Source organism: uncultured Pseudomonas sp. (genome assembly GCF_913777995.1).
Lineage (GTDB): Bacteria > Pseudomonadota > Gammaproteobacteria > Pseudomonadales > Pseudomonadaceae > Aquipseudomonas.
The window spans coordinates 43,756-64,177 of sequence record NZ_CAJYVE010000025.1 but is presented as its reverse complement, the minus strand read 5'-3'; the positions used below and the strand labels follow the sequence as shown (position 1 = coordinate 64,177).

The 20,422-nt window shown below is 65.6% G+C and carries 16 protein-coding genes; 8 read left to right on the top strand and 8 right to left on the bottom strand.

The window, feature by feature from the left end; all coding sequences use genetic code 11:
* Positions 1–4 precede the first annotated feature (4 nt).
* Both QZ497_RS11305 and mnmC read right to left on the bottom strand, forming a co-directional pair.
* On the bottom strand, positions 5–697 hold the full coding sequence (locus tag QZ497_RS11305) for an MBL fold metallo-hydrolase (RefSeq protein ID WP_295474512.1): 693 nt from the start codon (positions 695–697) through the stop codon (positions 5–7).
* 103 nt (positions 698–800) lie between these two features.
* Entirely contained in the window at positions 801–2,786 is a 1,986-nt protein-coding gene (gene mnmC / locus QZ497_RS11300) for a bifunctional tRNA (5-methylaminomethyl-2-thiouridine)(34)-methyltransferase MnmD/FAD-dependent 5-carboxymethylaminomethyl-2-thiouridine(34) oxidoreductase MnmC (RefSeq protein WP_295474510.1), read from the bottom strand.
* A 118-nt stretch (positions 2,787–2,904) separates the two neighbouring features.
* Between mnmC and pap the strand changes: the two genes are divergently transcribed.
* Positions 2,905–4,404 (top strand): polyphosphate:AMP phosphotransferase, encoded by a 1,500-nt coding sequence (gene pap, locus QZ497_RS11295; RefSeq protein ID WP_295474507.1) that lies wholly within the window; start codon positions 2,905–2,907, stop codon positions 4,402–4,404.
* On the opposite strand, the gene chrA is transcribed toward pap, so the two are convergent.
* Both chrA and QZ497_RS11285 read right to left on the bottom strand, forming a co-directional pair.
* Complete coding sequence (gene chrA, locus QZ497_RS11290) at positions 4,405–5,598, bottom strand: chromate efflux transporter (RefSeq protein ID WP_295474504.1); 1,194 nt, start codon at positions 5,596–5,598, stop codon at positions 4,405–4,407.
* Between the two features lie 120 nt (positions 5,599–5,718).
* Positions 5,719–6,432: a murein L,D-transpeptidase catalytic domain family protein gene (locus QZ497_RS11285; protein ID WP_295474502.1), complete on the bottom strand. Its 714-nt coding sequence runs from the start codon at positions 6,430–6,432 to the stop codon at positions 5,719–5,721.
* Positions 6,433–6,597: 165 nt separating this feature from the next.
* On the opposite strand from QZ497_RS11285, the gene QZ497_RS11280 reads away from it, so the two are divergent.
* The gene (locus QZ497_RS11280) at positions 6,598–8,217 is read left to right on the top strand and encodes a L,D-transpeptidase family protein (RefSeq protein ID WP_295474499.1); all 1,620 of its coding nucleotides are present in this window, start codon (positions 6,598–6,600) and stop codon (positions 8,215–8,217) included.
* Positions 8,218–8,230: 13 nt separating this feature from the next.
* On the opposite strand, the gene QZ497_RS11275 is transcribed toward QZ497_RS11280, so the two are convergent.
* Together QZ497_RS11275 and QZ497_RS11270 are read right to left on the bottom strand one after the other, a co-directional pair.
* Positions 8,231–8,635 carry a YbaN family protein gene (locus QZ497_RS11275; protein WP_295474497.1) on the bottom strand — a complete coding sequence of 135 codons (405 nt, stop codon included), beginning with the start codon at positions 8,633–8,635 and terminating at the stop codon, positions 8,231–8,233.
* Between the two features lies 1 nt (position 8,636).
* On the bottom strand, positions 8,637–9,224 hold the full coding sequence (locus QZ497_RS11270; RefSeq protein WP_295474495.1) for a YecA family protein: 588 nt from the start codon (positions 9,222–9,224) through the stop codon (positions 8,637–8,639).
* Positions 9,225–9,427: 203 nt separating this feature from the next.
* Here QZ497_RS11270 and recQ point away from each other — a divergent pair, with 203 nt between their 5' ends.
* The 3 genes from recQ (at position 9,428) to QZ497_RS11255 (ending at position 14,524) form a co-directional block, all read left to right on the top strand.
* The gene (recQ, locus tag QZ497_RS11265; RefSeq protein WP_295474492.1) at positions 9,428–11,557 is read left to right on the top strand and encodes a DNA helicase RecQ; all 2,130 of its coding nucleotides are present in this window, start codon (positions 9,428–9,430) and stop codon (positions 11,555–11,557) included.
* 81 nt (positions 11,558–11,638) lie between these two features.
* On the top strand, positions 11,639–12,076 hold the full coding sequence (locus tag QZ497_RS11260; protein ID WP_295474489.1) for a MarR family transcriptional regulator: 438 nt from the start codon (positions 11,639–11,641) through the stop codon (positions 12,074–12,076).
* 81 nt (positions 12,077–12,157) lie between these two features.
* Complete coding sequence (locus tag QZ497_RS11255; RefSeq protein WP_295474486.1) at positions 12,158–14,524, top strand: FimV/HubP family polar landmark protein; 2,367 nt, start codon at positions 12,158–12,160, stop codon at positions 14,522–14,524.
* 294 nt (positions 14,525–14,818) lie between these two features.
* On the opposite strand, the gene QZ497_RS11250 is transcribed toward QZ497_RS11255, so the two are convergent.
* Together QZ497_RS11250 and QZ497_RS11245 are read right to left on the bottom strand one after the other, a co-directional pair.
* Positions 14,819–15,229 (bottom strand): PA2817 family protein, encoded by a 411-nt coding sequence (locus QZ497_RS11250; protein ID WP_295474483.1) that lies wholly within the window; start codon positions 15,227–15,229, stop codon positions 14,819–14,821.
* 73 nt (positions 15,230–15,302) lie between these two features.
* Positions 15,303–17,750, bottom strand: coding sequence for an acyl-CoA dehydrogenase (locus QZ497_RS11245; protein WP_295474480.1), 2,448 nt, complete (start codon positions 17,748–17,750; stop codon positions 15,303–15,305).
* A 142-nt stretch (positions 17,751–17,892) separates the two neighbouring features.
* On the opposite strand from QZ497_RS11245, the gene QZ497_RS11240 reads away from it, so the two are divergent.
* From QZ497_RS11240 to QZ497_RS11230, 3 genes are all read left to right on the top strand, one after another.
* Entirely contained in the window at positions 17,893–18,516 is a 624-nt protein-coding gene (locus QZ497_RS11240; protein ID WP_295474477.1) for a glutathione S-transferase, read from the top strand.
* 163 nt (positions 18,517–18,679) lie between these two features.
* Positions 18,680–19,612, top strand: a complete 933-nt coding sequence (locus QZ497_RS11235; RefSeq protein ID WP_295474474.1) for an ABC transporter ATP-binding protein — start codon at positions 18,680–18,682, stop codon at positions 19,610–19,612.
* Positions 19,609–20,397, top strand: coding sequence for an ABC transporter permease (locus QZ497_RS11230; RefSeq protein ID WP_295474472.1), 789 nt, complete (start codon positions 19,609–19,611; stop codon positions 20,395–20,397). The genes QZ497_RS11235 and QZ497_RS11230 overlap by 4 nt, the downstream gene beginning before the upstream one ends.
* Positions 20,398–20,422: the final 25 nt, after the last annotated feature.

Below are 20,422 nucleotides of genomic sequence, written 5' to 3'. Positions count from 1 at the left end.
GGTGTCAGAGGCGCCCGCAGGCACGGTTGGCGGCCAGGGCTACGTTCAGCAGGCGTGGCGGCGGCAGGTGCTGGCCGTCCATCAGTGCCGCGTATTCCTCGGCGTTGGCCACTTGCAGGCGTGGGTTGTGCCGACGTTCTTCACCGATGCTCGAACAGGTCCAGCCTTTGTAGTCGTGGGCCGGGAACACCAGGGTGTCGTCGCCCAGGTCGAGCAGGCGCTGCAGGCTGCTCCACTGTTGGCGGGCACTGCCGTTCTGGAAGTCGGTGCGCCCGCTGCCACGAATCAGCAGCGTGTCGCCGCTGAACAGCCACGCCGGCTGGCGGCCCCGGGCGGCAAGCAGGAAGCAGTAGGAGTCGTGGGTGTGGCCTGGGGTGTGCAGCACTCTCAGTTCCCGACCGCCGAAGGCCAGGCTCTGCCCATCATGGAAATTGAAACTCACGCAGCGGGTCTGGCTTTCCTGGCCCAGGCCGGTGTTGCAGCCGGTGGCCTCGCGCAGGTCGCCCAGGGCGGTGATGTGGTCGGCGTGGGTGTGCGTGTCGAGGGCCATGACCAGTTGCAGGTCGAGATCCGACAACAGCTGCAGGTAGGTGTCCAGGTGCTCCTTCACCGGGTCGATCAGCACCGCCTGGCCGCGGTCGGCCAGCAGGTAGCTGTAGGTGGACGTCTGGCTGTCGAACAGTTGACGAAACAGCATGCGAACCTCCGGTTTTTCAGCACATACAGACACCACCCTAGGGACTATTGCGCTTGAGGTCAAAGCCGCAGGCCGCAAAGCGCCTTTACCGAATCACCATCAATCAGCCCTTGGGCCCGCGAATCAGGCTGCGCAGCACAAAGCGGTTGGGGTGGCAGGCTTCGGCGACGCTGCGTGGCAACGGCAAGGGTTCGTCGTCCAGCCAGGCAGCCAGCAGTTCGGCGGCCAGGGGCGTGGTGATCAGCCCCCGCGAGCCATGCCCGCTGTTGACGTACAGGCCATCCAGCCAAGGGCAGGGCACCTGAGGAACCTGGCGGGCATCCCGGGCCAGCGCGGCATACGCTTGCGTGAACGCGGCACGGTCGGCCAGTGGCCCGACGATGGGCAGGTAGTCCGGGCTGGTACAGCGTAGCGCCGCGCGGCCCTGCAGACGTTGCGGGTCGAGCTTGGCGGCGCCGAGGCGCTCGGCCAGGTCCGGGGAGATTTCCTGCAGCAGGTCCAGGTTGCCACGGTGCTCGGCGGCGGTGGGGGTCATGTCCAGGTTATGGAAATCGAAGCTGGCCCCCAGGGTATGTTCGCCGTCGCGCGCCGGTGCCATGTAGCCTTCGGCGCAGACCACGGTGGCCAGCGCCTGGCTGCTGGTGCTGGCGGGCAGGCGGGTAATCTGCCCGCGAATCCGCTTGAGCGGCAAATCGGCGCTCTGTGCGAAACGCTGCACGTCGGCGGCGTTGGCCAGCACCACCACCGGCGCGCTGGCCAGCAGGCGCTCGCCGGCCCAGGCTTGCCACTGGTCGTCGTGGCGGCGCAGTTCGAGCACTTCATGGTGCGTAAGCACCTGAATGTTCGGGTGTTCGGCTTGTTGCTGGCACAGCGCCGGTGGATGCACCCAGCCGCCCTCGGGGTAGTAGAGCCCGCCGCAGGGCAGGCCGACCCCGGCCAGGTGCTCGGCGGCGTCACGCGTCACCGGGTGCAGCAGCTCGGCGGAAAAGGCCGTGGCCAGCTGTGCCTGACGCTGTTGCTCCTTGGCGTCGAAGGCCAGTTGCAGCACACCACAGTCGCTCCAGGCGCTGCCGCGTTGCAGGTTTTCCAGCAGGCGCCGGGTATGCCCGAAGCCGCTGAGGATCATTTGCGACAGCGCCGTACCGTGCGCCGAGAGCTTGAGGTACAGCACGCCCTGGGGATTGCCGGAGGCCTCGCTGGCCAGCGCCTCGTGGCGTTCCAGCAAGCTGACCTGCCAGCCGCGCTGGGCCAGGCTGCGCGCCGTGCAGCTACCGGCCAGGCCAGCGCCGATCACCAGGGCCCGACGCTCGGCGGACAGCACAGCCGGGCGGGCGAACCAGGGCTTGGCAGGCGGGGCCTGGGGGGCCTCGGCAGGCAGGCCGTTGAATACGCCGCGCATCACTTCCCACTTTTTGCCGATGCCCGGTATGCGGCGCATGCCGAAACCGGCGGCGATCAGCGCGCGGCGCACCCAGCCGGTGCTGGTGAAGGTGCCCAGGGTCGCGCCGGGGGCCGAGAGCCGTGCCAGCTCGGCGAACAGTCTGTCGTTCCACATGTCGGGGTTCTTGGCCGGCGCGAAGCCATCGAGGAACCAGGCGTCGACCTGCGCATCCAGCTGCGGCAGCATCTCCAGTGCATCGCCGATCAGCAGGGTCAGGGTCACCCGACCGTCGTCGAAGACCAGGCGCTGAAAACCGGGGTGAATGGCTACGTACTGTTTGAGCAACGCAGTGGAAAAGGCGGCCAGCTCCGGCCACAGGCGCAGCGCCCGCGCCAGGTCGTCGCGCTGCAGCGGGTATTTTTCGACGCTGACGAAGTGCAGCCGGGCATCGGCGGGCGCGCATTTTTCGAACAGCTGCCAGGCGCAGAAGAAATTCATCCCGGTGCCGAAGCCGGTCTCGCCGATCACCAGCCGCCCGCCTGCCGGCAGCGCGGCGAAGCGCACGGCCAGGTCATTCTGGGTAAGAAATACATGGCGGGTTTCCTCCAGCCCCAGTTCGGTGGCGAAGTACACGTCGTCAAAGTCGCTGGAGTGCGGGTTGCCCTGTTCGTCCCAGGTGATGGAGGCATGTTGCAGCGGGTTGGTCATGGCAGGCTCGGCGGTGAAGAGGGCGGCATTTTAACCCTGTGCGCCGGTGATGCGCATTGACCCATCCGGTCAAGTAATGGTCTTAATGGGCAAGGTGCTATCAATCAGGGAGATTCCGATGTTCGAATCCGCCGAAATCGGCCATGCCATCGACAAGCAGACCTACGACGACCAGGTGCCGGCGTTGCGCGAGGCGCTGCTCGATGCCCAGTACGAACTGCACGAGCAGGCCCGGCGACCGGTCATCGTGCTGATCAATGGTATCGAAGGGGCCGGCAAGGGCGAGACCGTCAAGCTGCTCAACGAGTGGATGGACCCGCGGTTGATCGAGGTGCGCACCTTCGACCAGAAGACCGACGAAGAACTCGACCACCCGCCGATGTGGCGCTATTGGCGGCAATTGCCGGCCAAGGGGCGCATGGGCATTTTCTTCGGCAACTGGTACAGCCAGATGCTGCAGGACCGGGTGCACGGGCTGCTCAAGGACGCTGAGCTGGACCAGGCGATCAGCGCCGCCGAGCGCCTGGAGAAGATGCTCAGCGACGAGGGCGCGCTGATCTTCAAGTTCTGGTTCCACCTGTCGCGCAAACAAATGAAGCAGCGCCTCAAGAGCCTGCGCGACGACCCCTTGCACAGCTGGCGGATCAGCCCGCTGGACTGGCAGCAATCCAAGACCTACGACAAGTTCGTGCGCTTCGGTGAGCGGGTGCTGCGGCGTAGCAGCCGTGAATATGCCCCTTGGCACGTGATCGAGGGCGCCGACGCCAACTACCGCAGCCTGACCGTCGGGCGCCTGCTGCTCGAAGGTCTGCAGGCGGCGTTGCAGGCCCCGCCGGTGGAACCCCAGGGCCTGGCTGTAGGGCCGCGCGGCACCCATGACGACGAACTGACCCTGCTCGACAGCCTCGACCTCAGCCAGCAGCTGGACAAGGACGATTACGAGCACCAGCTGATCACCGAACAGGCACGGCTGTCGCGCAACATGCGTGACAAGCACATGAAACGCCATGCCCTGGTGGCGGTGTTCGAAGGCAACGACGCAGCCGGCAAGGGCGGTGCGATCCGCCGCGTGGCGGCCGCGCTGGACCCGCGCCAGTACCACATCGTGCCGATCGCCGCACCCACCCAGGACGAACTGGCGCAGCCTTACCTGTGGCGCTTCTGGCGACAGATCCCGGCGCGCGGCAAGTTCACCATTTTCGACCGCTCCTGGTATGGCCGGGTGCTGGTGGAGCGGGTCGAGGGCTTTTGCAGTGACACCGACTGGCTGCGTGCCTATGGCGAGATCAACGACTTCGAGGAGCAACTGACCAATGCCGGTGTGGTGGTGGTCAAGTTCTGGCTGGCCATCGATGAACAGACCCAGCTGGAACGCTTCCAGGCCCGGGAGAAGATTCCGTTCAAGCGCTACAAGATCACCGAGGACGACTGGCGCAACCGCAAGAAGTGGCCACAGTACCGGCGCGCAGTGGGCGACATGGTCGACCGCACCAGCACCTCGATCGCACCCTGGACCCTGGTGGAGGCCAACGACAAGCGCTGGGCGCGGGTGAAGGTGCTGCGCACCCTCAACGAGGCACTGGAAGCGGCCTTCGCCCGCGATCGCAAGAAGAAATGATCAGCCGCCCCACAGGCCGGCCAGTGCGCCAGCCACCACCACCAGCCAGGGCGGCAGGCGCGGCCAGGTCAGCGCCAGCAGGGCGGCGAGGCCAAGCAGCAGGTCGCGGCTACCGCTGATTGCGCCGCCGGCCAGCGGTGCAATCAGGGCCGCCAGCAACAGGCCGACCACGGCGGCGTTCACCGCTGTCAGGGCCGCGCGCAGCGCCGGCAATGCGCTCAGCCGTGACCAGAACGGCAGGGCGCCGGCCACCAGCAGAAAAGACGGCGCGAAAATCGCCAGCAAGGCCAGGGCGGCACCGCTCCAGGGGGCCAGCCCGGTATTCAGCGAGGCGCCCAGAAACGCAGCAAAGCTGAACAGTGGGCCGGGCACCGCCTGCGCCGCGGCATAGCCGGCGAAGAACACCGGCTCGCCGACCCAGCCGTTGACCACTACCTCGCTGTGCAGCAAGGGCAGCACCACATGGCCACCGCCAAACACCAACGCGCCAGACCGGTAGAAGGCGTCCAGCACCGCCAGCCCAGTCCCGGGAAACGCCCCGTGCAATAGCGGCAGGCCAAGCAGCAGTGCGACGAACAGCAGCAACCAGGCCACGCCGGCACGTCGACTCACGGGTACGGGTAGTGGGTCTGCGGCACTGGCAGTGGCCGGGCGAAACAGCAGCAGACCCAGCAGGCCGGCAACCAGCAGGACCGCCACCTGCGCGCCGGGCCAGGTCAGCCACAGCGTCAGGCCGCAGGCGGCGAGCATCAGCGCCAGTGCCGCCGGGCTGCGACAGTGCAGGCGGGCCATGGCATACACCGCCTGGGCGATCACCGCCAGCGCCACCACTTGCAGGCCGTGCAACGCACTGTCGGGCAAGCCCTGTGAATGAGCGATGCCCAGTGCCAGCAGAGTCAGTAACAGGGCCGAGGGCAGTGTAAAACCTGCCCAGGCCGCCAATGCGCCCAGGTAACCACCGCGTGACAAGCCCAAGGCCATGCCCACCTGACTGCTGGCCGGGCCGGGCAGGAACTGGCACAGCGCGACCAGGTCGGCATAACTGCGCTCGCTCAGCCACTGCCGACGCACCACGAAGGCTTCGCGAAAGTAACCCAGATGCGCCGCCGGCCCCCCGAAGCTGGTCAGCCCCAGGCGCAGGAAAACCAGGAAGATGGCGGCACCGTTACGCAGCTGGCTGAGAGCAGGGGACATGGCGAACTACTGTGAGATGAGGGCGAGCGGATGTGCTTGCGAAGGCCGCGTCACGTTACAGCAGATGCACAGACTTTGCTGGCCGCTTCGCGAGCAGGCTCGCGCCCACAGGCGACTCGTTCAGCCATCGCTGGCGCTGAGCAATCCGGCGACCTGGCGTGGCTGGCAATTGATATACAACGACGACTGCAACCAGCGCTTGTCGGGGTAGAACGAAAACATGAACTGCCCGCCCTTGAGGCTGTCCACCACCATGCGGGCGACCTCCGGGCGTACCGCCGGGCAGCCCTGGCTGCGACCGATGCGGCCCTGGGTCTGGATCCAGGCAGGGTTCACGTAGTCGGCCGGGTGAATGACGATGGCGCGCTGGCGTGCCTGGTCGTTGAAGCCTGGCTCAAGGCCATCCATGCGCAGGGAGTAGCCATGCTTGCCGGTATAGCTTTCTTCGGTTCGGAACAGACCGATGCTCGACTGATGGCTGCCTTCGAGGTTGGAGAAGCGCGTGGCGAAGTTGTCGCCGGATTGCTGGCCGTGGGCGACCAGGTCGTTGAGCAGCAGGCGTTTGCTCTTCAGGTCGAAGATCCACAGGCGGCGTTCGCTGGAGGCCAGCGAGAAGTCGATGATCGCCAGGCGTTCGGCGGGTGCGGCGCCATTGTTGATGGCGCAGTGCATGGCCGCCAGGGCGTAAGCCAGCACCTGGCGTTCCAGGCCCGGGGCCTGGTTGCCCAGCTTTTGCAGCAGTGGGTCGCTGGTCGGTCGGGCGGCGAACGCGGCCTGGGCGGGCAGCGCCAGGCAAGCGAGGGCGAGGCAGATCCCCCGGATTGTCTTGAGCATGATCAGGTCTCGATGACAGCAGCCAGCCCCTGCGAGCGGCATGCAGGTGTGTCGGGCACCATTTCGCAGGCGCGGAAAATTCGCGATTCTAACAGCCCGTTCTTCGGGGCCTGCGGGCCAATCCGACGGGCTGCGCTACGTTCGTCGTAAACAGGGAGTGGTGCGTTGGAATTTTCGAACCTTTTGAAGGTCGCTGCGCTGGTCCTGGTGGCACCCTGCGCCGTGGCGCAGCAGGCTTTCCCCGTGCCCACGCCGGTGGAACAGATTCTCAGCGGCCCGGCACTCGACTGCCTGACCCCACCGCTCCCGACGGGCGAGGGCGAGCGGCAGTGGCTCGACGCCTTGTATGCGCCAGGCGGCTACCAGCCGCTGTGGAACCGTAGCAGCCTTCAGGCCCTGGTCGGCCAACTCGATGCGTTGGCCGATGACGGGCTCGAACCGCGTGTCTATCACCTCGATGCCCTGCGTCATCTGGTCGCTCAACCGGAGTCTGCCGAGCGCGCCCAGGCCTGCCAGGACGTGCTGGCCTCCACGGCCTACCTGCAGGCACTGCATGACCTCAACGGTGGGCGTCTGGCGCAGGCCCGGGTCGAGCCGCTGTGGCAGCCGGACGACATGCCCCCGGCAGCGGACTTCAACGCCATGCTGGGCATGGCCCTGGCAGAGGTGGCCCGGCCGGAGCGCGCTTTCGAGCAGGCGCGACCCAGCCTGGCGCGCTATCGCGACCTGCGCCAGCGCTATGCCGCGCTGCGTCGCGAGCCGTTGCCGCAATGGCTGGCGATTCCCGACGGCCCGTTGCTGCGCCCCGGTGCGGTGGACGAGCGAGTGGCCCTGCTCGAACAGCGCCTGCAGGTCCAGGGGGATCTGTCCCAGGGTGTGCTGGCGCCTACACCCTTGCCGTCGACAGTGTACGGCACGGCGTTGGTCGAGGCGGTCAAGCTGTTCCAGCGCAACCACCTGCTCAAGCCCGATGGCGTGGTCGGCCCTGGCACCCTGGCCGAGCTGAACCGCACGGCCGATGAACGCATGGACCAGATCCGTATCAACCTGGAGCGCCTGCGTTGGCTGGCCCATGAGATCCAGCCCACCAGCGTGCTGATCGATATCGCCGGGGCCGAGGTGTTCTTCTTGCGTGACAATCGCGTGGCCTGGCAGGCGCGCACTCAGGTGGGCCGTCCCAGCCGCGCCACGCCGCTGTTGCGCTCGCACATCACCCACCTGACCCTGAACCCGACCTGGACCATTCCGCCGACCATCCTGCGTGAAGACAAGCTGCCCGAGTTGAGCCGCGACGCGGCCGGCTACCTGGCGGCCAACCGCATGCGCGTGATCGACTACGAGGGCAATGAGGTCGACCCGCACAGCGTCGACTGGCAACGCCCGGGTCGGGTACTGGTACGCCAGGACGCGGGTCCCGGCAGCGCCTTGGGGCGGGTGGTGGTGCGCTTCCCCAATCCGTTCTCGGTGTACCTGCACGACACCCCGAGCCAGCGCCTGTTCGACAACCTGCCGCGGCTGTTCAGCTCGGGCTGCGTGCGCATCGAGCGGGTCAGCGAGCTGGTCGACCAGCTGCTGGCCGACGCCTCCCCAGCCGAGCGCGAACGCGTTGCCAGCCTGTGGAGCAGTGGTGAAACCAAGCGCGTGAACCTGCCCCGGCCAATTCCGATCGTGATGGCCTACTGGACGGTACAGATGGGCGGCGATGGGCAATTGCAGTTCCGTCCGGACATCTACGGGCATGACGCGCGCCTGCTCAAGGCGCTGAATCAGGCCAATCGCATCTGAGTGGCCGTTGGTTTCAGTGGCGGGGCGGCAGGGTCGGCTGGCGGGCGATCCACAGGCTTACCAGTAACGCGCAGACCGGCAGCAGGATCCGTACCCAGGGCAGGCGGATGAACCAGCAGGACACGCCGATGCTGATCCACATCAGGCCGATGGCATAGACCTTGGCTTTGAGGGGTATGCCCCGACCCTCCAGATAATCGCGGATCCACGGGCCGAGACGCGGGTGTCCCACCAGCCAGGCATAAAAGCGCGGCGAGCTGCGTGCAAAGCAGGCCGCCGCCAAAAGCAGGAATGGAGTCGTGGGCAGCACCGGCAGGAAGATGCCGATGATGCCCAAGGCCACGCTCAGCCAGCCGACGCCCAGCAACAGGTAGCGCAGCCACCCGCGCGCGCGGGGGCGCGGTGCAGGGGCGGTCAACTCAGTGGTGGCGGGGCTTGAGGATCGCCGGCTTCTCGTCAGGAGCCTGGCAAAGCAGGAACAGCGCGGTGAGGGCTTCGGGAATCTGCACGATCATGTCGTCCATCAGGTTGGCGTCCTGGGCGATGTCGGCGAATTCAGGCTGTTCGTCGAACAGGCCGGAACCTACCATGATCGGCAGGAGCATTTCGCTGACTTCTTCCTCGGCGCTTTCGAACCAGGCGTTTTCACGCAGGAACACGCCTTCCATGAAACCGATGCACCAGCCGCGCAGGTCGGAGTCGTCCGGGTCGTCGCCCAGGTCCAGGTCGCATGGCAGCTCGAACTCTTCGTCAGAGGCCAGCTGGCGGGCGATGTGCGCTTGCAGCAGGACCAGGGTGGTTTCGATTTCTTCGCGTTGCGCGTCACTGGAATAGTGTGGCGGCTCGGAGAACAGGGCGTCGATCCATTCGCGCTCGGGTACCGGCTCCGAGCAGATCGACAAGGCGGTCAGGTAGCCATGGGCGGCCACGTAGTCCAGTGCTTCTTCATGCAGATCATCTGCATCGAGGAAGACTTGCAGGCGGGTAAGTTGCTCAGCGAAGGACATGGACGGACTACCTTGGAAATAAACGATGCTGAATTCTAGGCCCTGAGCGTTCCAGACGCCAGCCGCGCGGCATGGCCGAGGCCGATTGGCGCATTGCTGTCGGGAACGACCCTCGACCGGGGAGGCTCGGGTATACTGCCGCGTTTTCCGGCTGCGTGGTTCCACTCACGCAGCCCGCTGTGGCAGTACGAACCGGGGTTTTTATGCTCGAACAGGCGCAACGCATTCTCAAGGACATCTTCGGCTACGACCATTTCCGGGGCAGTCAGGGTGCGATCATCGAGCGTGTGGCCAGCGGTGGTGATGCGCTGGTACTGATGCCGACCGGTGGCGGCAAGTCGCTGTGCTTCCAGGTCCCCGGTCTGCTGCGCGACGGCCTCTGCGTGGTGGTTTCCCCACTCATCGCGCTGATGGACGACCAGGTCGCGACCCTCGACGAACTGGGTGTTTCAGCGGCGGCGCTGAATTCCACGCTAAGTGCCGACCAGCAACGTGAACTGGCCGCACGCATGCGCCAGGGGCAGCTGAAGATGCTCTACCTGGCCCCAGAGCGGCTGGTGCAGCCGCGCATGCTGGCGTTCCTGCAAAGCCTGAAGATCGCCCTGTTCGCCATCGACGAGGCGCATTGCGTGTCGCAGTGGGGCCACGACTTCCGCCCCGAGTACCTGCAACTGGGCCAACTGGCCGAGCTGTTCCCCGACGTGCCGCGTATCGCCCTCACCGCCACCGCCGACAAGCGGACCCGCGAGGAAATCGTTACCCGCCTGCACCTGCAGAACGCCGAGCGCTTTCTGTCCAGCTTCGACCGGCCGAACATCTTCTATCGCATCGTCGCCAAGGAGCAGCCCCGCAAACAGCTGCTGGCGTTTCTCTCCGAGCGGCGTGGCGATGCCGGTATCGTCTACTGCCTGTCGCGCAAGAAGGTCGAGGAAGTCGCCGCCTTCCTCAGCGACAACGGTTACCCGGCATTGCCTTATCACGCTGGCCTGCCGGCTGAGACACGTGCCGACAACCAGCGGCGCTTCCTCAATGAGGAAGGCTTGATCATGGTCGCCACCATTGCGTTCGGCATGGGCATCGACAAGCCCAACGTGCGCTTCGTCGCGCACCTCGACCTGCCCAAGTCGCTGGAGGCCTACTACCAGGAAACCGGTCGTGCCGGTCGCGATGGCCTGCCCGCCGATGCCTGGATGGCCTACGGTCTGCAGGACGTGCTGATGCTCAAGCAGATGCTGCAGAATTCCGAGGGCGATGAGCGGCACAAGCGCCTGGAGCATCACAAGCTCGATGCCATGCTGGCGCTCTGCGAGGAAACCCGCTGCCGGCGCCAGGCGCTGCTGGCCTATTTCGATGAAGAGCTGCCGCAACCCTGCGGGCATTGCGACAACTGCGTCGACGGCGTACAGACCTGGGACGCCACCGAGGCGGCGCGTCAGGCGCTGTCGACCATCTACCGCACCGGCCAGCGCTACGGCGTCGGGCATCTGGTGGATGTGCTGCTGGGCAAGTCCAACGAAAAGGTACAGAACTTCGGCCATCAGCACCTTTCGGTGTTCGGCGTCGGCAAGGGGCGCTCGGAAGGTGAGTGGCGCTCACTGTTCCGCCAACTGGTGGCACGCGGCCTGGCCGACATCGACCTGGAAGGCTACGGCGGCCTGCGCCTGACCGACGCCTGCCGACCACTGCTGCGCGGCGAAGTAAGCCTGGAGCTGCGTCGGGACCTCAAGCCGCAGGCCAGTGCCCGCAGCAGCGGCGGCAGCCCGGCCAGCCAACTGGTGCGCGGCGAGGAACGCGAACAGTGGGAAGCGCTGCGCGTGCTGCGTCGGCGTCTGGCCGAAGAGCATGGTGTGCCGCCCTATGTCATCTTTCCCGACTCGACGCTGCTGGAGATGCTGCGCAGCCAGCCGCGCTCCATGGCGGAAATGGCCCGTGTCAGCGGGGTCGGCGCGCGCAAGCTGGAGCGCTATGGCGAGGCGTTCCTCGAAGTGCTCGCCGGCGAGGCCGAGGGGCCCAAGGCAGTGACTGACGTGCGTCATGAGCTGATCAGCCTGGCACGGGCCGGCATGACGCCCGCACAGATCGCGGCGCAGCTGCGCTGTTCGGAAAAGAACGTCTACAGCCTGCTGGCTGAGGCCATCGGCCAGCAGCAGTTGTCGGTGGACCAGGCGCTGGACCTGCCTGAAGATCTGCTCGGCGAGATTCAGGACGCTTTCCTCGATGGCGAGGGTGAACTGCCCGCCGTCAGCGACATTGCCGCACAGTTCAGTGGCCGGGTGCCCGAGGGCGTGCTTTATTGCGTAAGGGCTGCCTTGCAGTCGGAATTCGAGATGTGAGGCGGCGTCACGCACCTTGCATCGTCGCCATCAGCTTGCTGTGTCGCTGCTATCAAGAACCGTTTCAAACAAGAGCTTGTTATGTCATTGACTGATGAACACCGCTTCGGGATGCAACTGGGTCAACTGACCCGGGGCTGGCGTGCCGAACTGGATCGCCGCCTGGCCGGCCTGGGATTGTCCCAGGCGCGCTGGCTGGTGCTGCTGCACCTGGCCCGCTTCACGACCGAGGCGCCCACCCAGCGCGAACTGGCGCAGAGCCTTGGTGTTGAAGGGCCGACCCTCGCGCGCTTGCTCGACAGCCTGGAGAGCCAGGGGCTGGTGCGCCGCCAGGCGGTACTGGAAGACCGTCGGGCCAAGAAAATCGTGCTCTGCGAAAGCGCCGAACCCTTGATCCAGCAGATCGAAGCCATTGCCAGCACCCTGCGCGCCGAGCTGCTCGCCGGGATCGACGAGGCGGAACTGCAAGTGGCCATGCGGGTGCACGCACGCATACTGGCGAACCTGGAAAGAACCTGAGGCATGGCCCCAGGTTCTCACGCATACTGTCGTTTCATTACCGGGTGTGGAAAGCCAGGAACGGTTTCCTTAAGGGGTCGCATGCTGAAAAGAGTTCGGGTCGCCGGCAGCAGATTCAGGGCCGGTGTGCGGTTCACGGCGCTTGCCAGCGCCATCGGGATCGGCTCGCTGGGCTGGTCGGGGCTGGCCTTGGCCCTTGGCCTGGGCGATATCCGCCTGAATTCGGCGCTCAACCAGCCGCTGGACGCGCAGATCGAGCTGGTCGAAACCGCCGGGCTGGACCCGGAAGACATCATCGTCAAGCTGGCTTCGCCGGAGGCCTTTGCCAAGGCTGGTGTGGAACGCGCCTTCTTTCTCAACGACCTGCGCTTTACCCCGGTGATTCGCGGCAATACCGGCTATATCGAAGTGGTGTCGAACAAACCGGTGGTCGAGCCCTATCTGAGCTTCCTGGTGCAGGTGTCGCGCCCCAACGGCGATCTGCTCCACGAATACACCGTGCTGCTCGACCCCGCGACCTCGCCAGAAGGGCAGGCGGCGACCCGTGGTCGCACCCAGCGCCAGCAACAGGCCGCCGCCGTGGAGTCGCGCATGCCGGTGGCGCCGCCGATGGCGGTGCAGGGCAAGCACTACACCGTGGTGGCAGGCGACACCCTGGCCAGTATCGCCCGGCGCGTCCAGGGACCGGGGGAAAGAGGCTCGGCGGCGCAGGTGGCCGAGGCCATTCAGGCGCTCAACCCGCTGGCCTTTCCCAAGGGGCCGGGCAGTGCGCTGCGTGCCGGTCAGAACCTGCTGCTTCCCGATGCTGCGCAGCCACCGGCCGTACAGCCACCCGAACCCGCCGTCGGCGAGGCAGCGGCGGCAGCCGAGGCCGAGGCGCAAAAGGCCGTGCAACTGGCGGCCGCCGCCATCGAGACGCAGCAACTCGACGATCTCAAGACGCTCAATCGCAGCCTGCAGGAGCAATTGTTCGAGCGCGACAAGGCCGTGACCGAGCTGCGCGCTCAACTCACCGAACTGCGCGATGCTGGCAAGCCTCCAGTGCCCGCGGCGACGACCGCACCGGCACCGGCACCGGCACTGACGCCGACGGCAGCGCCTGTGGCGGCTGCGGCGCCGACGCCAGTGGCGTCCAGCGAGGAGAGTTCCTGGTTCAGCCTGCCCTTGCTGATTGCCGCCGCCGTCGTGCTGCTGGCAGTGCTGCTGGTGCTGCGCATGCGCCAGCGTCGCCAGCAGGCCGAGGTCGAACCCGCTGAACGCGAGGAACCGCTGCTCAAGCCGGCGCAGCCGATCACCCTTCCAGTGTATGAAGTGCCCGCCGTGGTGTCCCCGGTGGCGGCGGCGCCAGCGGCCTCGTCGCCGGTTCCGACGCCAGCCAGCGCAACCACCTTGAGCAAGGCCCCTGCGGCGCAACGCCCGGCGGGCACTGCGCCCGACGCGCTGGACGGTGTCAGCATCTATATCGCATACGGGCGCTTCAACGAGGCACTGGCCATCTTGCGCGATGCCTCGCACAAGCAGCCGGAGCGTGAAGACATCCGCGAGCGCATTCTCGAACTGCTGGCCGACCAGGGTGATGCCCAGGGCTTCGCGGCCGAGGAGAGCGCCGCGCTGGGCCAGGGTATGAGCGCCGAGCGTATTCAGGCGATCCGGGCCCGTCATCCGCAACTGGAAAAGGCCGCACACTCCGGCGCTGCCCCCGCGGTGGCCGCTGCAGCGGGCATCGTGGCCGGTGCCGGGTTGGCTGGCGCGACTGCAAGCGAGCCTGAGCCCAGCCCGGCAAGCGTTCCCGCCGAACCCGCGCAACTGGATGAAACCGCTGCCGCTGCGCTCAATCCCGAACATGAAGACGCCTTTCAGCTCAATCTCGACGAGCTATCGCTGGATGCGGACTGGGACCTGGTCGACCCGTTCGACAAGCCTGTGCCCGTCAGCAAGGCCGAGGTCCCGCCCGCAGCCGCCGCCGACCCGAATTTCGCCTCCAACCTGACCGAACTGCCTGAGGTCTTCGAGCTGCAGGACGAACAGTTCCTCAGCGACTTGTCACTGCCGGACGACGGGGCAGAAGAGTCCATCGAACTGATCGAGCCGGTCGAACCTTCCGGCCTCGACACGGCATTCTCCGTTTCCGGGGTGGACCTGCTCGACGGTCTGGGGGATCTTGGCGAGGTGCCGGACATGCAGGTCGAGGCCATCGAACTGGCTGAGCCGGTGGTCGATAACGAGGCGCTGGACGAAGCGTTCCTCGACAGCTTCGCTGACGATGAAGGCATGGAATTCGACCTGCTGGAGCTGGATGAAGAGCCGCTGACGCAGATCAACCAGGCGCAGTTGATGATCGACGAGGGCGATATCGACGGTGCCCGGCTGCTGTTGCAGGAGGTATTGGACGGTGCCGACGAGGCGCATCGGAAAATGGCCGAGGACCTGCTGTCGAGCCTGGATTGATCACTGACCCCGGATTGCGCCCAGCGAGCAATAGCGGCCTTAGCCGCAATACTGGTCAGTTAGGCCGGGCAGGAGCGGCTTCAGCCGCGAAGCGGCCGCCTGTTCACAACAGATGCAGTGAGTTTCCTGGCGCTTTCGCGGCTAAAGCCGCTCCCACCGGGCCACCTGACGCTTAACCGAACGGTATTGGCCTTAGCCGCGATCAGGCTGCGTGACGCGTCAGTGCCTTTTCGCGGCTGAAGCCGCTTATGCACTGGCCTGTGGCCGTCAAGCGGCCTCACCGCGCCCGGCTCGTCAGTTGGCCGGACCCTGGGTGCTCAGTGCCAGCAGCTGTTTCTCCTGAACCCAGTCGAAGGGCTCGTCGTTCTGCTCGGCTTCGTAGCGGCGCTCTTCCAGCGCCTGGTACAGGTCGATTTCTTCGTCCGGCATGAAGTGCAGGCAGTCACCGCCGAAGAACCACAGCAGGTCGCGTGGGACCAGATGGGCGATCTGCGGATAACGCTGGATCACCTGGCAGAGGATGTCCTGGCCCAGGTACTGACTTTCCAGCGGGTCTTTGGGCAATTGCTCGATCAGCTCGTCGAAGCGCTCCATGAACAGCGCATGGTTGGCCTCGTCCACCTGTTCGGCCTCGCCCAGCGCGACCAGGATGCTGCGCAGGTGGGTCAGCAGACCCAGGTGATGGTCGAGAATGGCATCGGCCATGGTGAAGTCCTCATAAGCGAAAAAGGCGCGAGAGTATAAAGCCCTGCGCGCCTGTTGTGGGTGTTGCCTTGGACTAGCGGGTCTTGCCCGGTGCCAGGCTCAGTTGCTCCTTGTCGAAGTCGTCGACGTCGATGACCTTGCGGCGTGCCTGTTCAGCCTGCTCCAGGGCCTGCAGCTCGGCGGGTTGCAGCACGCCGACGCGCAACGCGGCATCGCTGGCCGACTCGCCGGCCTCTACCTGCAACTGGCCATTCTTGTGCGCCTGTTGCAGTTTGCGTCGCACAGGATGGCTGGCCTGCAGCTGATCATAGGCATGCTGCAGGGCGCCTACCGGGTCTTCGGCATCCTGAGGGCGGAAGCAGCCGGCGAGCAGCTGCTCCAGCGCCGCATCGCCCTTGGCGCGACCGAGCAGTTGGGCGATCTCGGCATCCAGCGCATCCGAAGGTCCCTTGTGCCGGCGCCCCAGGGGGAACACCACGACGCGCAACAGCGCGCCCATGAGCTTGTTGGGGAAGTTGCGCAGCAGTTCGTCCAGCGCACGTTCGGCCTGGCCCAGGCTTTCTTCCATGGCCCAGCGCAGCAGCGGACGCAGGTAACCCGGCGAGCCCAGGTCGTGGTAGCGCTTGAGCGCTGCGGAACCCAGGTACAGGTAGCTGAGCACATCACCCAGACGTGCAGACAAGCGCTCGCGGCGCTTCAGCTCGCCGCCCAGCATCATCATGCTCAGGTCGGCCAGCAGGGCGAACGCTGCTGCCTGGCGGTCCAGGGCGCGGAAATAGCCCTGGCTGAGGCTGTCGCCCGGATGCTTGTCCATGCGGCCCAGGCCAAGGTTGAGGACCAGGGTGCTGGCGGCATTGCCGACGGCAAAACCGATGTGGCGCATCAGCAGGTCGTCGAACTCGTACAGCGCGCGGTCGTGGTCCTCGCGGGCGGCCAGGGCCATTTCCTTGAGTACGAATGGATGGCAACGGATCGCGCCCTGGCCGAAGATCATCAGGTTGCGCGAGAGGATGTTGGCGCCCTCGACGGTGATGAAGATCGGTGCGGTCTGCCAACTGCGCGCCAGGTAGTTGTTGGGGCCCATGACGATGCCCTTGCCGCCATGAACGTCCATGGCGTGGGCGATGCACTCGCGGCCGCGCTCGGTCAGGTGGTACTTGAGGATCGCCGAGAGCACCGAAGGCTTTTCGCCCAGGTCCACGGCATTGGCGGTGAGAATCCGTGCGCTGTCCATCAGCCAGGCATTGCCGCCGATGCGCGCCAGGGCTTCCTGGATACCTTCGAAGGCCGACAGCGGAACGTTGAACTGTTCGCGCACCTGGGCGTACTGGCCGGTGACCAGGCTGGTGAACTTGGCGGCGCCGGTGCCCACCGCCGGCAGCGAGATGGAGCGGCCTACCGACAGGCAGTTCATCAGCATCATCCAGCCCTTGCCGAGCATGGCCTGGCCGCCGATCAGGAAGTCCAGTGGCACGAACACGTCTTTGCCGGAGTTCGGGCCATTCATGAAGGCGGCGCCCAGTGGCAGGTGGCGACGGCCGATGTTCACGCCGGGTGTGTCGGTGGGGATCAGCGCCAGGCTGATGCCCAGGTCGGTGTCTTCGCCCAGCAGATGGTCCGGGTCGTAGGCCTTGAAGGCCAGGCCGAGCAGGGTGGCCACCGGCCCCAGGGTGATGTAGCGCTTTTCCCAGTTCAGACGCAGGCCGATGACTTCTTCACCTTGCCACTGGCCTTTGCAGATGATCCCGGTGTCGGGCATGGCGCCGGCGTCGGAGCCGGCCAACGGGCCGGTGAGGGCGAAGCAGGGAATGTCTTCGCCGCTGGCCAGGCGTGGCAGGTAGTGGTTGCGCTGCTCGTCGGTGCCGTAATGCAGCAGCAGCTCGGCAGGGCCCAGGGAGTTGGGCACCATCACGGTGGACGCCAGGTCGCCACTGCGTGTGGCCAGCTTCATTGCCACCTGCGAGTGGGCATAGGCCGAAAAGCCCTTGCCGCCGTATTCCTTGGGAATGATCAGGGCAAAGAAACCGTGGGTCTTGATGTGCTCCCAGGCTTGCACGGGCAGATCCATCTGCTGGCCGATCTGCCAGTCGCTGACCATGGCGCAGAGTTCTTCGGTGGGCCCGTCGATAAACGCCTGTTCCTCTTCGCTCAGTTGTGCGGGCGGGTAGGCCAGCAGGGTGTTCCAGTCGGGGCGGCCACTGAACAGCTCGCCGTCCCACCACACGGTGCCGGCGTCGATGGCATCGCGCTCGGTGGCCGACATCGGCGGCAGCACCTTCTTCAGCCAGCTGAACATCGGTGCGCTGAAATGCTTGCGGCGCAGGTCGGGCAGGGCCAGGGGCAGCAGCACGGCCAGCCACAGCAGCCAGAAGATCGTCAGCAGCCAGCCGGGCGCCGTGCTCCACAGCCCCATGGCCAGCAGATGCAGGGCGACGATGCCCAGCGTGCCCATGGGGGTGAAGCGCCGGTGCGCCAGCCAGGCGACGCCGACTATCAGTCCTGCAATCCACAACAACAGCATATGCAATCCTCCATGGGCGACGGGCGGCCGGTGCGCCGGCCAGGTATCAGGGTTAGTGACCCTGAGCGCATGAGTAAGTTGCGACGGTTACAGGTTAGACTGTCGCCCGACCAACGGTGGTCATCACAGGGAGGAAAGGGAAATGCTCAAGATCTGGGGCCGCAAGAATTCCAGCAACGTACGCAAGGCCTTGTGGATGGCCGAAGAGGTGGGCGTGCCGTACCTGACCGAAGACGCTGGCGGCGCCTTCGGTGTGGTGGACGAGCCGGAGTATCGGGCCAAGAATCCCAACGGCCGGGTGCCAATGATCGAAGACGGCGAGCTGGTGCTCTGGGAATCCAATGCCATCGTGCGCTACCTGGCAGCCCGCTACGCGCCCGACACACCGCTGTATCCCGCCGACCCTGTGCTGCGCGCCCAAGGGGACAAATGGATGGATTGGACCACCTCGACCTTGGCCGGTCCGTTTCGCCCGGTGTTCTGGGGCTTGCTGCGCACACCACCGGAAAAGCGTGACCCCGAGGCCATCGGCCAGGGCATCGAGGTGCTCAATGGGCTGCTGGCCCTTCCTGATGCGGCGCTGGCCGAGCAGCCTTACCTGTCGGGCGCGGAGTTCGGCATGGGTGACGTCCCGCTGGGCTGCTTCGCCTATGCCTGGTTCGAGATGCCCATCGAGCGCGCGCCACTGCCGCATCTGCAGGCCTGGTACGAGCGCCTCAAGGCCCGCCCGGCGTTCCGCAAGGCCGTGATGACCGAACTGACCTGAAGCGCTCGCCACCCACGTCGCGCCATTTCGATAATTATTATTAATGAATGTGTCTGTACTTGGGTGGTCTGTCCTAGCACCATGGCCGCAGTCCACTGGCGCACCACCGCGTGCGCCAGCCTGATCAATTCCTAGAACCTTCCTGATGGGTGCTTTTTCCGCTATGAGTTCTGCCCTGTCCATCCGACAGCTCACCAAGACCTACGGCAACGGCTTCCAGGCCCTCAAGGGTATCGACCTGGACGTTGCCGAAGGCGACTTCTTCGCCTTGCTCGGCCCCAATGGCGCCGGCAAATCCACGACCATCGGCATTCTCTCTACCCTGGTGAACAAGACCAGCGGTACGGTGAACATCTTCGGTCATGACCTGGACCGTGAGCCGGCTGCGCTCAAGCGTTCCATCGGCGTGGTGCCGCAGGAGTTCAACTTCAACCAGTTCGAGAAGACCTTCGACATCGTCGTCACCCAGGCGGGCTACTACGGCATTCCGGCGCGCATCGCCAAGGAACGCGCCGAGAAGTACCTGACCCAGCTGGGCCTGTGGGACAAGCGCGACGTGCCGTCGCGGTCGCTGTCCGGCGGCATGAAGCGCCGGCTGATGATCGCTCGTGCGCTGATCCACGAGCCGCGCCTGCTGATCCTCGACGAACCCACCGCCGGGGTGGACATCGAACTGCGCCGCTCGATGTGGAGCTTCCTCACCGAGCTGAACCAGAAAGGCATCACCATCATTCTCACCACCCACTACCTGGAGGAGGCCGAGCAGCTGTGCCGCAACATCGGCATCATCGACCATGGTGAGATCGTGCAGAACATGGGCATGAAGCAACTGCTCAATACCCTGACCGTGGAAACCTTCGTTCTCGACCTCAAGCAGTCGTACACCCAAGCGCCCCAGTTGCCAGGTTTCCCCGGCCGGCTGATCGATGCGCACACCCTGGAAGTGCAGGTCGACAAGAACGTTGGCATCACCGCGCTGTTCAGCCAGCTGGCCCAGCAGGGCATTGAAGTGCTGAGCCTGCGCAACAAGGCCAACCGTCTGGAAGAGCTGTTCGTGTCTCTGGTGGAAAAGAATCTGGCGAAGGTGGCCCAATGAGCAAGCCTATGGGCGAACTGCGCCCCAACCTGGTGGCGCTGAACACCATCGTCTACCGCGAAGTGCGGCGCTTCATGCGCATCTGGCCGCAGACCCTGCTGCCGCCGGCGATCACCATGGTCCTGTACTTCGTGATCTTCGGTAACCTGATCGGTCGACAGATCGGCGACATGGGCGGCTTCAGCTACATGCAGTACATCGTGCCGGGGCTGATCATGATGTCGATCATCACCAACTCCTACGGCAACGTGGTGTCTAGCTTTTTCGGTGCCAAGTTCCAGCACTCCATCGAAGAACTGATGGTCTCGCCGGTGTCGCCGCACATCATTCTCATCGGCTATGTGCTGGGCGGTGTGCTGCGTGGCCTGATGGTCGGCCTGATCGTCACGCTGCTGTCGATGTTCTTCACCGATCTGCAGGTGCATCACCTGGGCGTGACCGTGGTGGTGGTACTGCTGACCGCGACCATCTTCTCGCTGCTGGGCTTCGTCAACGCGGTGTTCGCCCGCAACTTCGATGACATCTCGATCATCCCGACCTTCGTGCTGACCCCGCTGACCTACCTGGGTGGCGTGTTCTACTCCATCACCCTGCTGCCGCCATTCTGGCAGACCGTGTCGCTGGCCAACCCGGTGCTGCATATGGTCAACGCCTTTCGCTACGGCATCCTCGGCGTGTCGGATATCCGCATCAGCATCGCCCTGGCGTTCATGGCCTGCGCCACCGTGGTGCTCTACATAGCCTGCGTGCGCCTGCTGGTCAGCGGCCGCGGCATGCGCCACTGAGCCTCTCGGGCCGCCAAGTCTCGGC

Bases quoted from the DNA above. Each gene is read 5' to 3' on its own strand.
- QZ497_RS11285 (WP_295474502.1), bottom strand. From the start codon at position 6,432: ATGCTCAAGACAATCCGGGGGATCTGCCTCGCCCTCGCTTGCCTGGCG.
- QZ497_RS11305 (WP_295474512.1), bottom strand. From the start codon at position 697: ATGCTGTTTCGTCAACTGTTCGACAGCCAGACGTCCACCTACAGCTAC.
- pap (WP_295474507.1), top strand. From the start codon at position 2,905: ATGTTCGAATCCGCCGAAATCGGCCATGCCATCGACAAGCAGACCTAC.
- QZ497_RS11240 (WP_295474477.1), top strand. From the start codon at position 17,893: ATGCTCAAGATCTGGGGCCGCAAGAATTCCAGCAACGTACGCAAGGCC.
- mnmC (WP_295474510.1), bottom strand. From the start codon at position 2,786: ATGACCAACCCGCTGCAACATGCCTCCATCACCTGGGACGAACAGGGC.
- QZ497_RS11255 (WP_295474486.1), top strand. From the start codon at position 12,158: ATGCTGAAAAGAGTTCGGGTCGCCGGCAGCAGATTCAGGGCCGGTGTG.
- chrA (WP_295474504.1), bottom strand. From the start codon at position 5,598: ATGTCCCCTGCTCTCAGCCAGCTGCGTAACGGTGCCGCCATCTTCCTG.
- QZ497_RS11260 (WP_295474489.1), top strand. From the start codon at position 11,639: ATGTCATTGACTGATGAACACCGCTTCGGGATGCAACTGGGTCAACTG.
- QZ497_RS11250 (WP_295474483.1), bottom strand. From the start codon at position 15,229: ATGGCCGATGCCATTCTCGACCATCACCTGGGTCTGCTGACCCACCTG.
- QZ497_RS11230 (WP_295474472.1), top strand. From the start codon at position 19,609: ATGAGCAAGCCTATGGGCGAACTGCGCCCCAACCTGGTGGCGCTGAAC.
- recQ (WP_295474492.1), top strand. From the start codon at position 9,428: ATGCTCGAACAGGCGCAACGCATTCTCAAGGACATCTTCGGCTACGAC.
- QZ497_RS11245 (WP_295474480.1), bottom strand. From the start codon at position 17,750: ATGCTGTTGTTGTGGATTGCAGGACTGATAGTCGGCGTCGCCTGGCTG.
- QZ497_RS11270 (WP_295474495.1), bottom strand. From the start codon at position 9,224: ATGTCCTTCGCTGAGCAACTTACCCGCCTGCAAGTCTTCCTCGATGCA.
- QZ497_RS11235 (WP_295474474.1), top strand. From the start codon at position 18,680: ATGAGTTCTGCCCTGTCCATCCGACAGCTCACCAAGACCTACGGCAAC.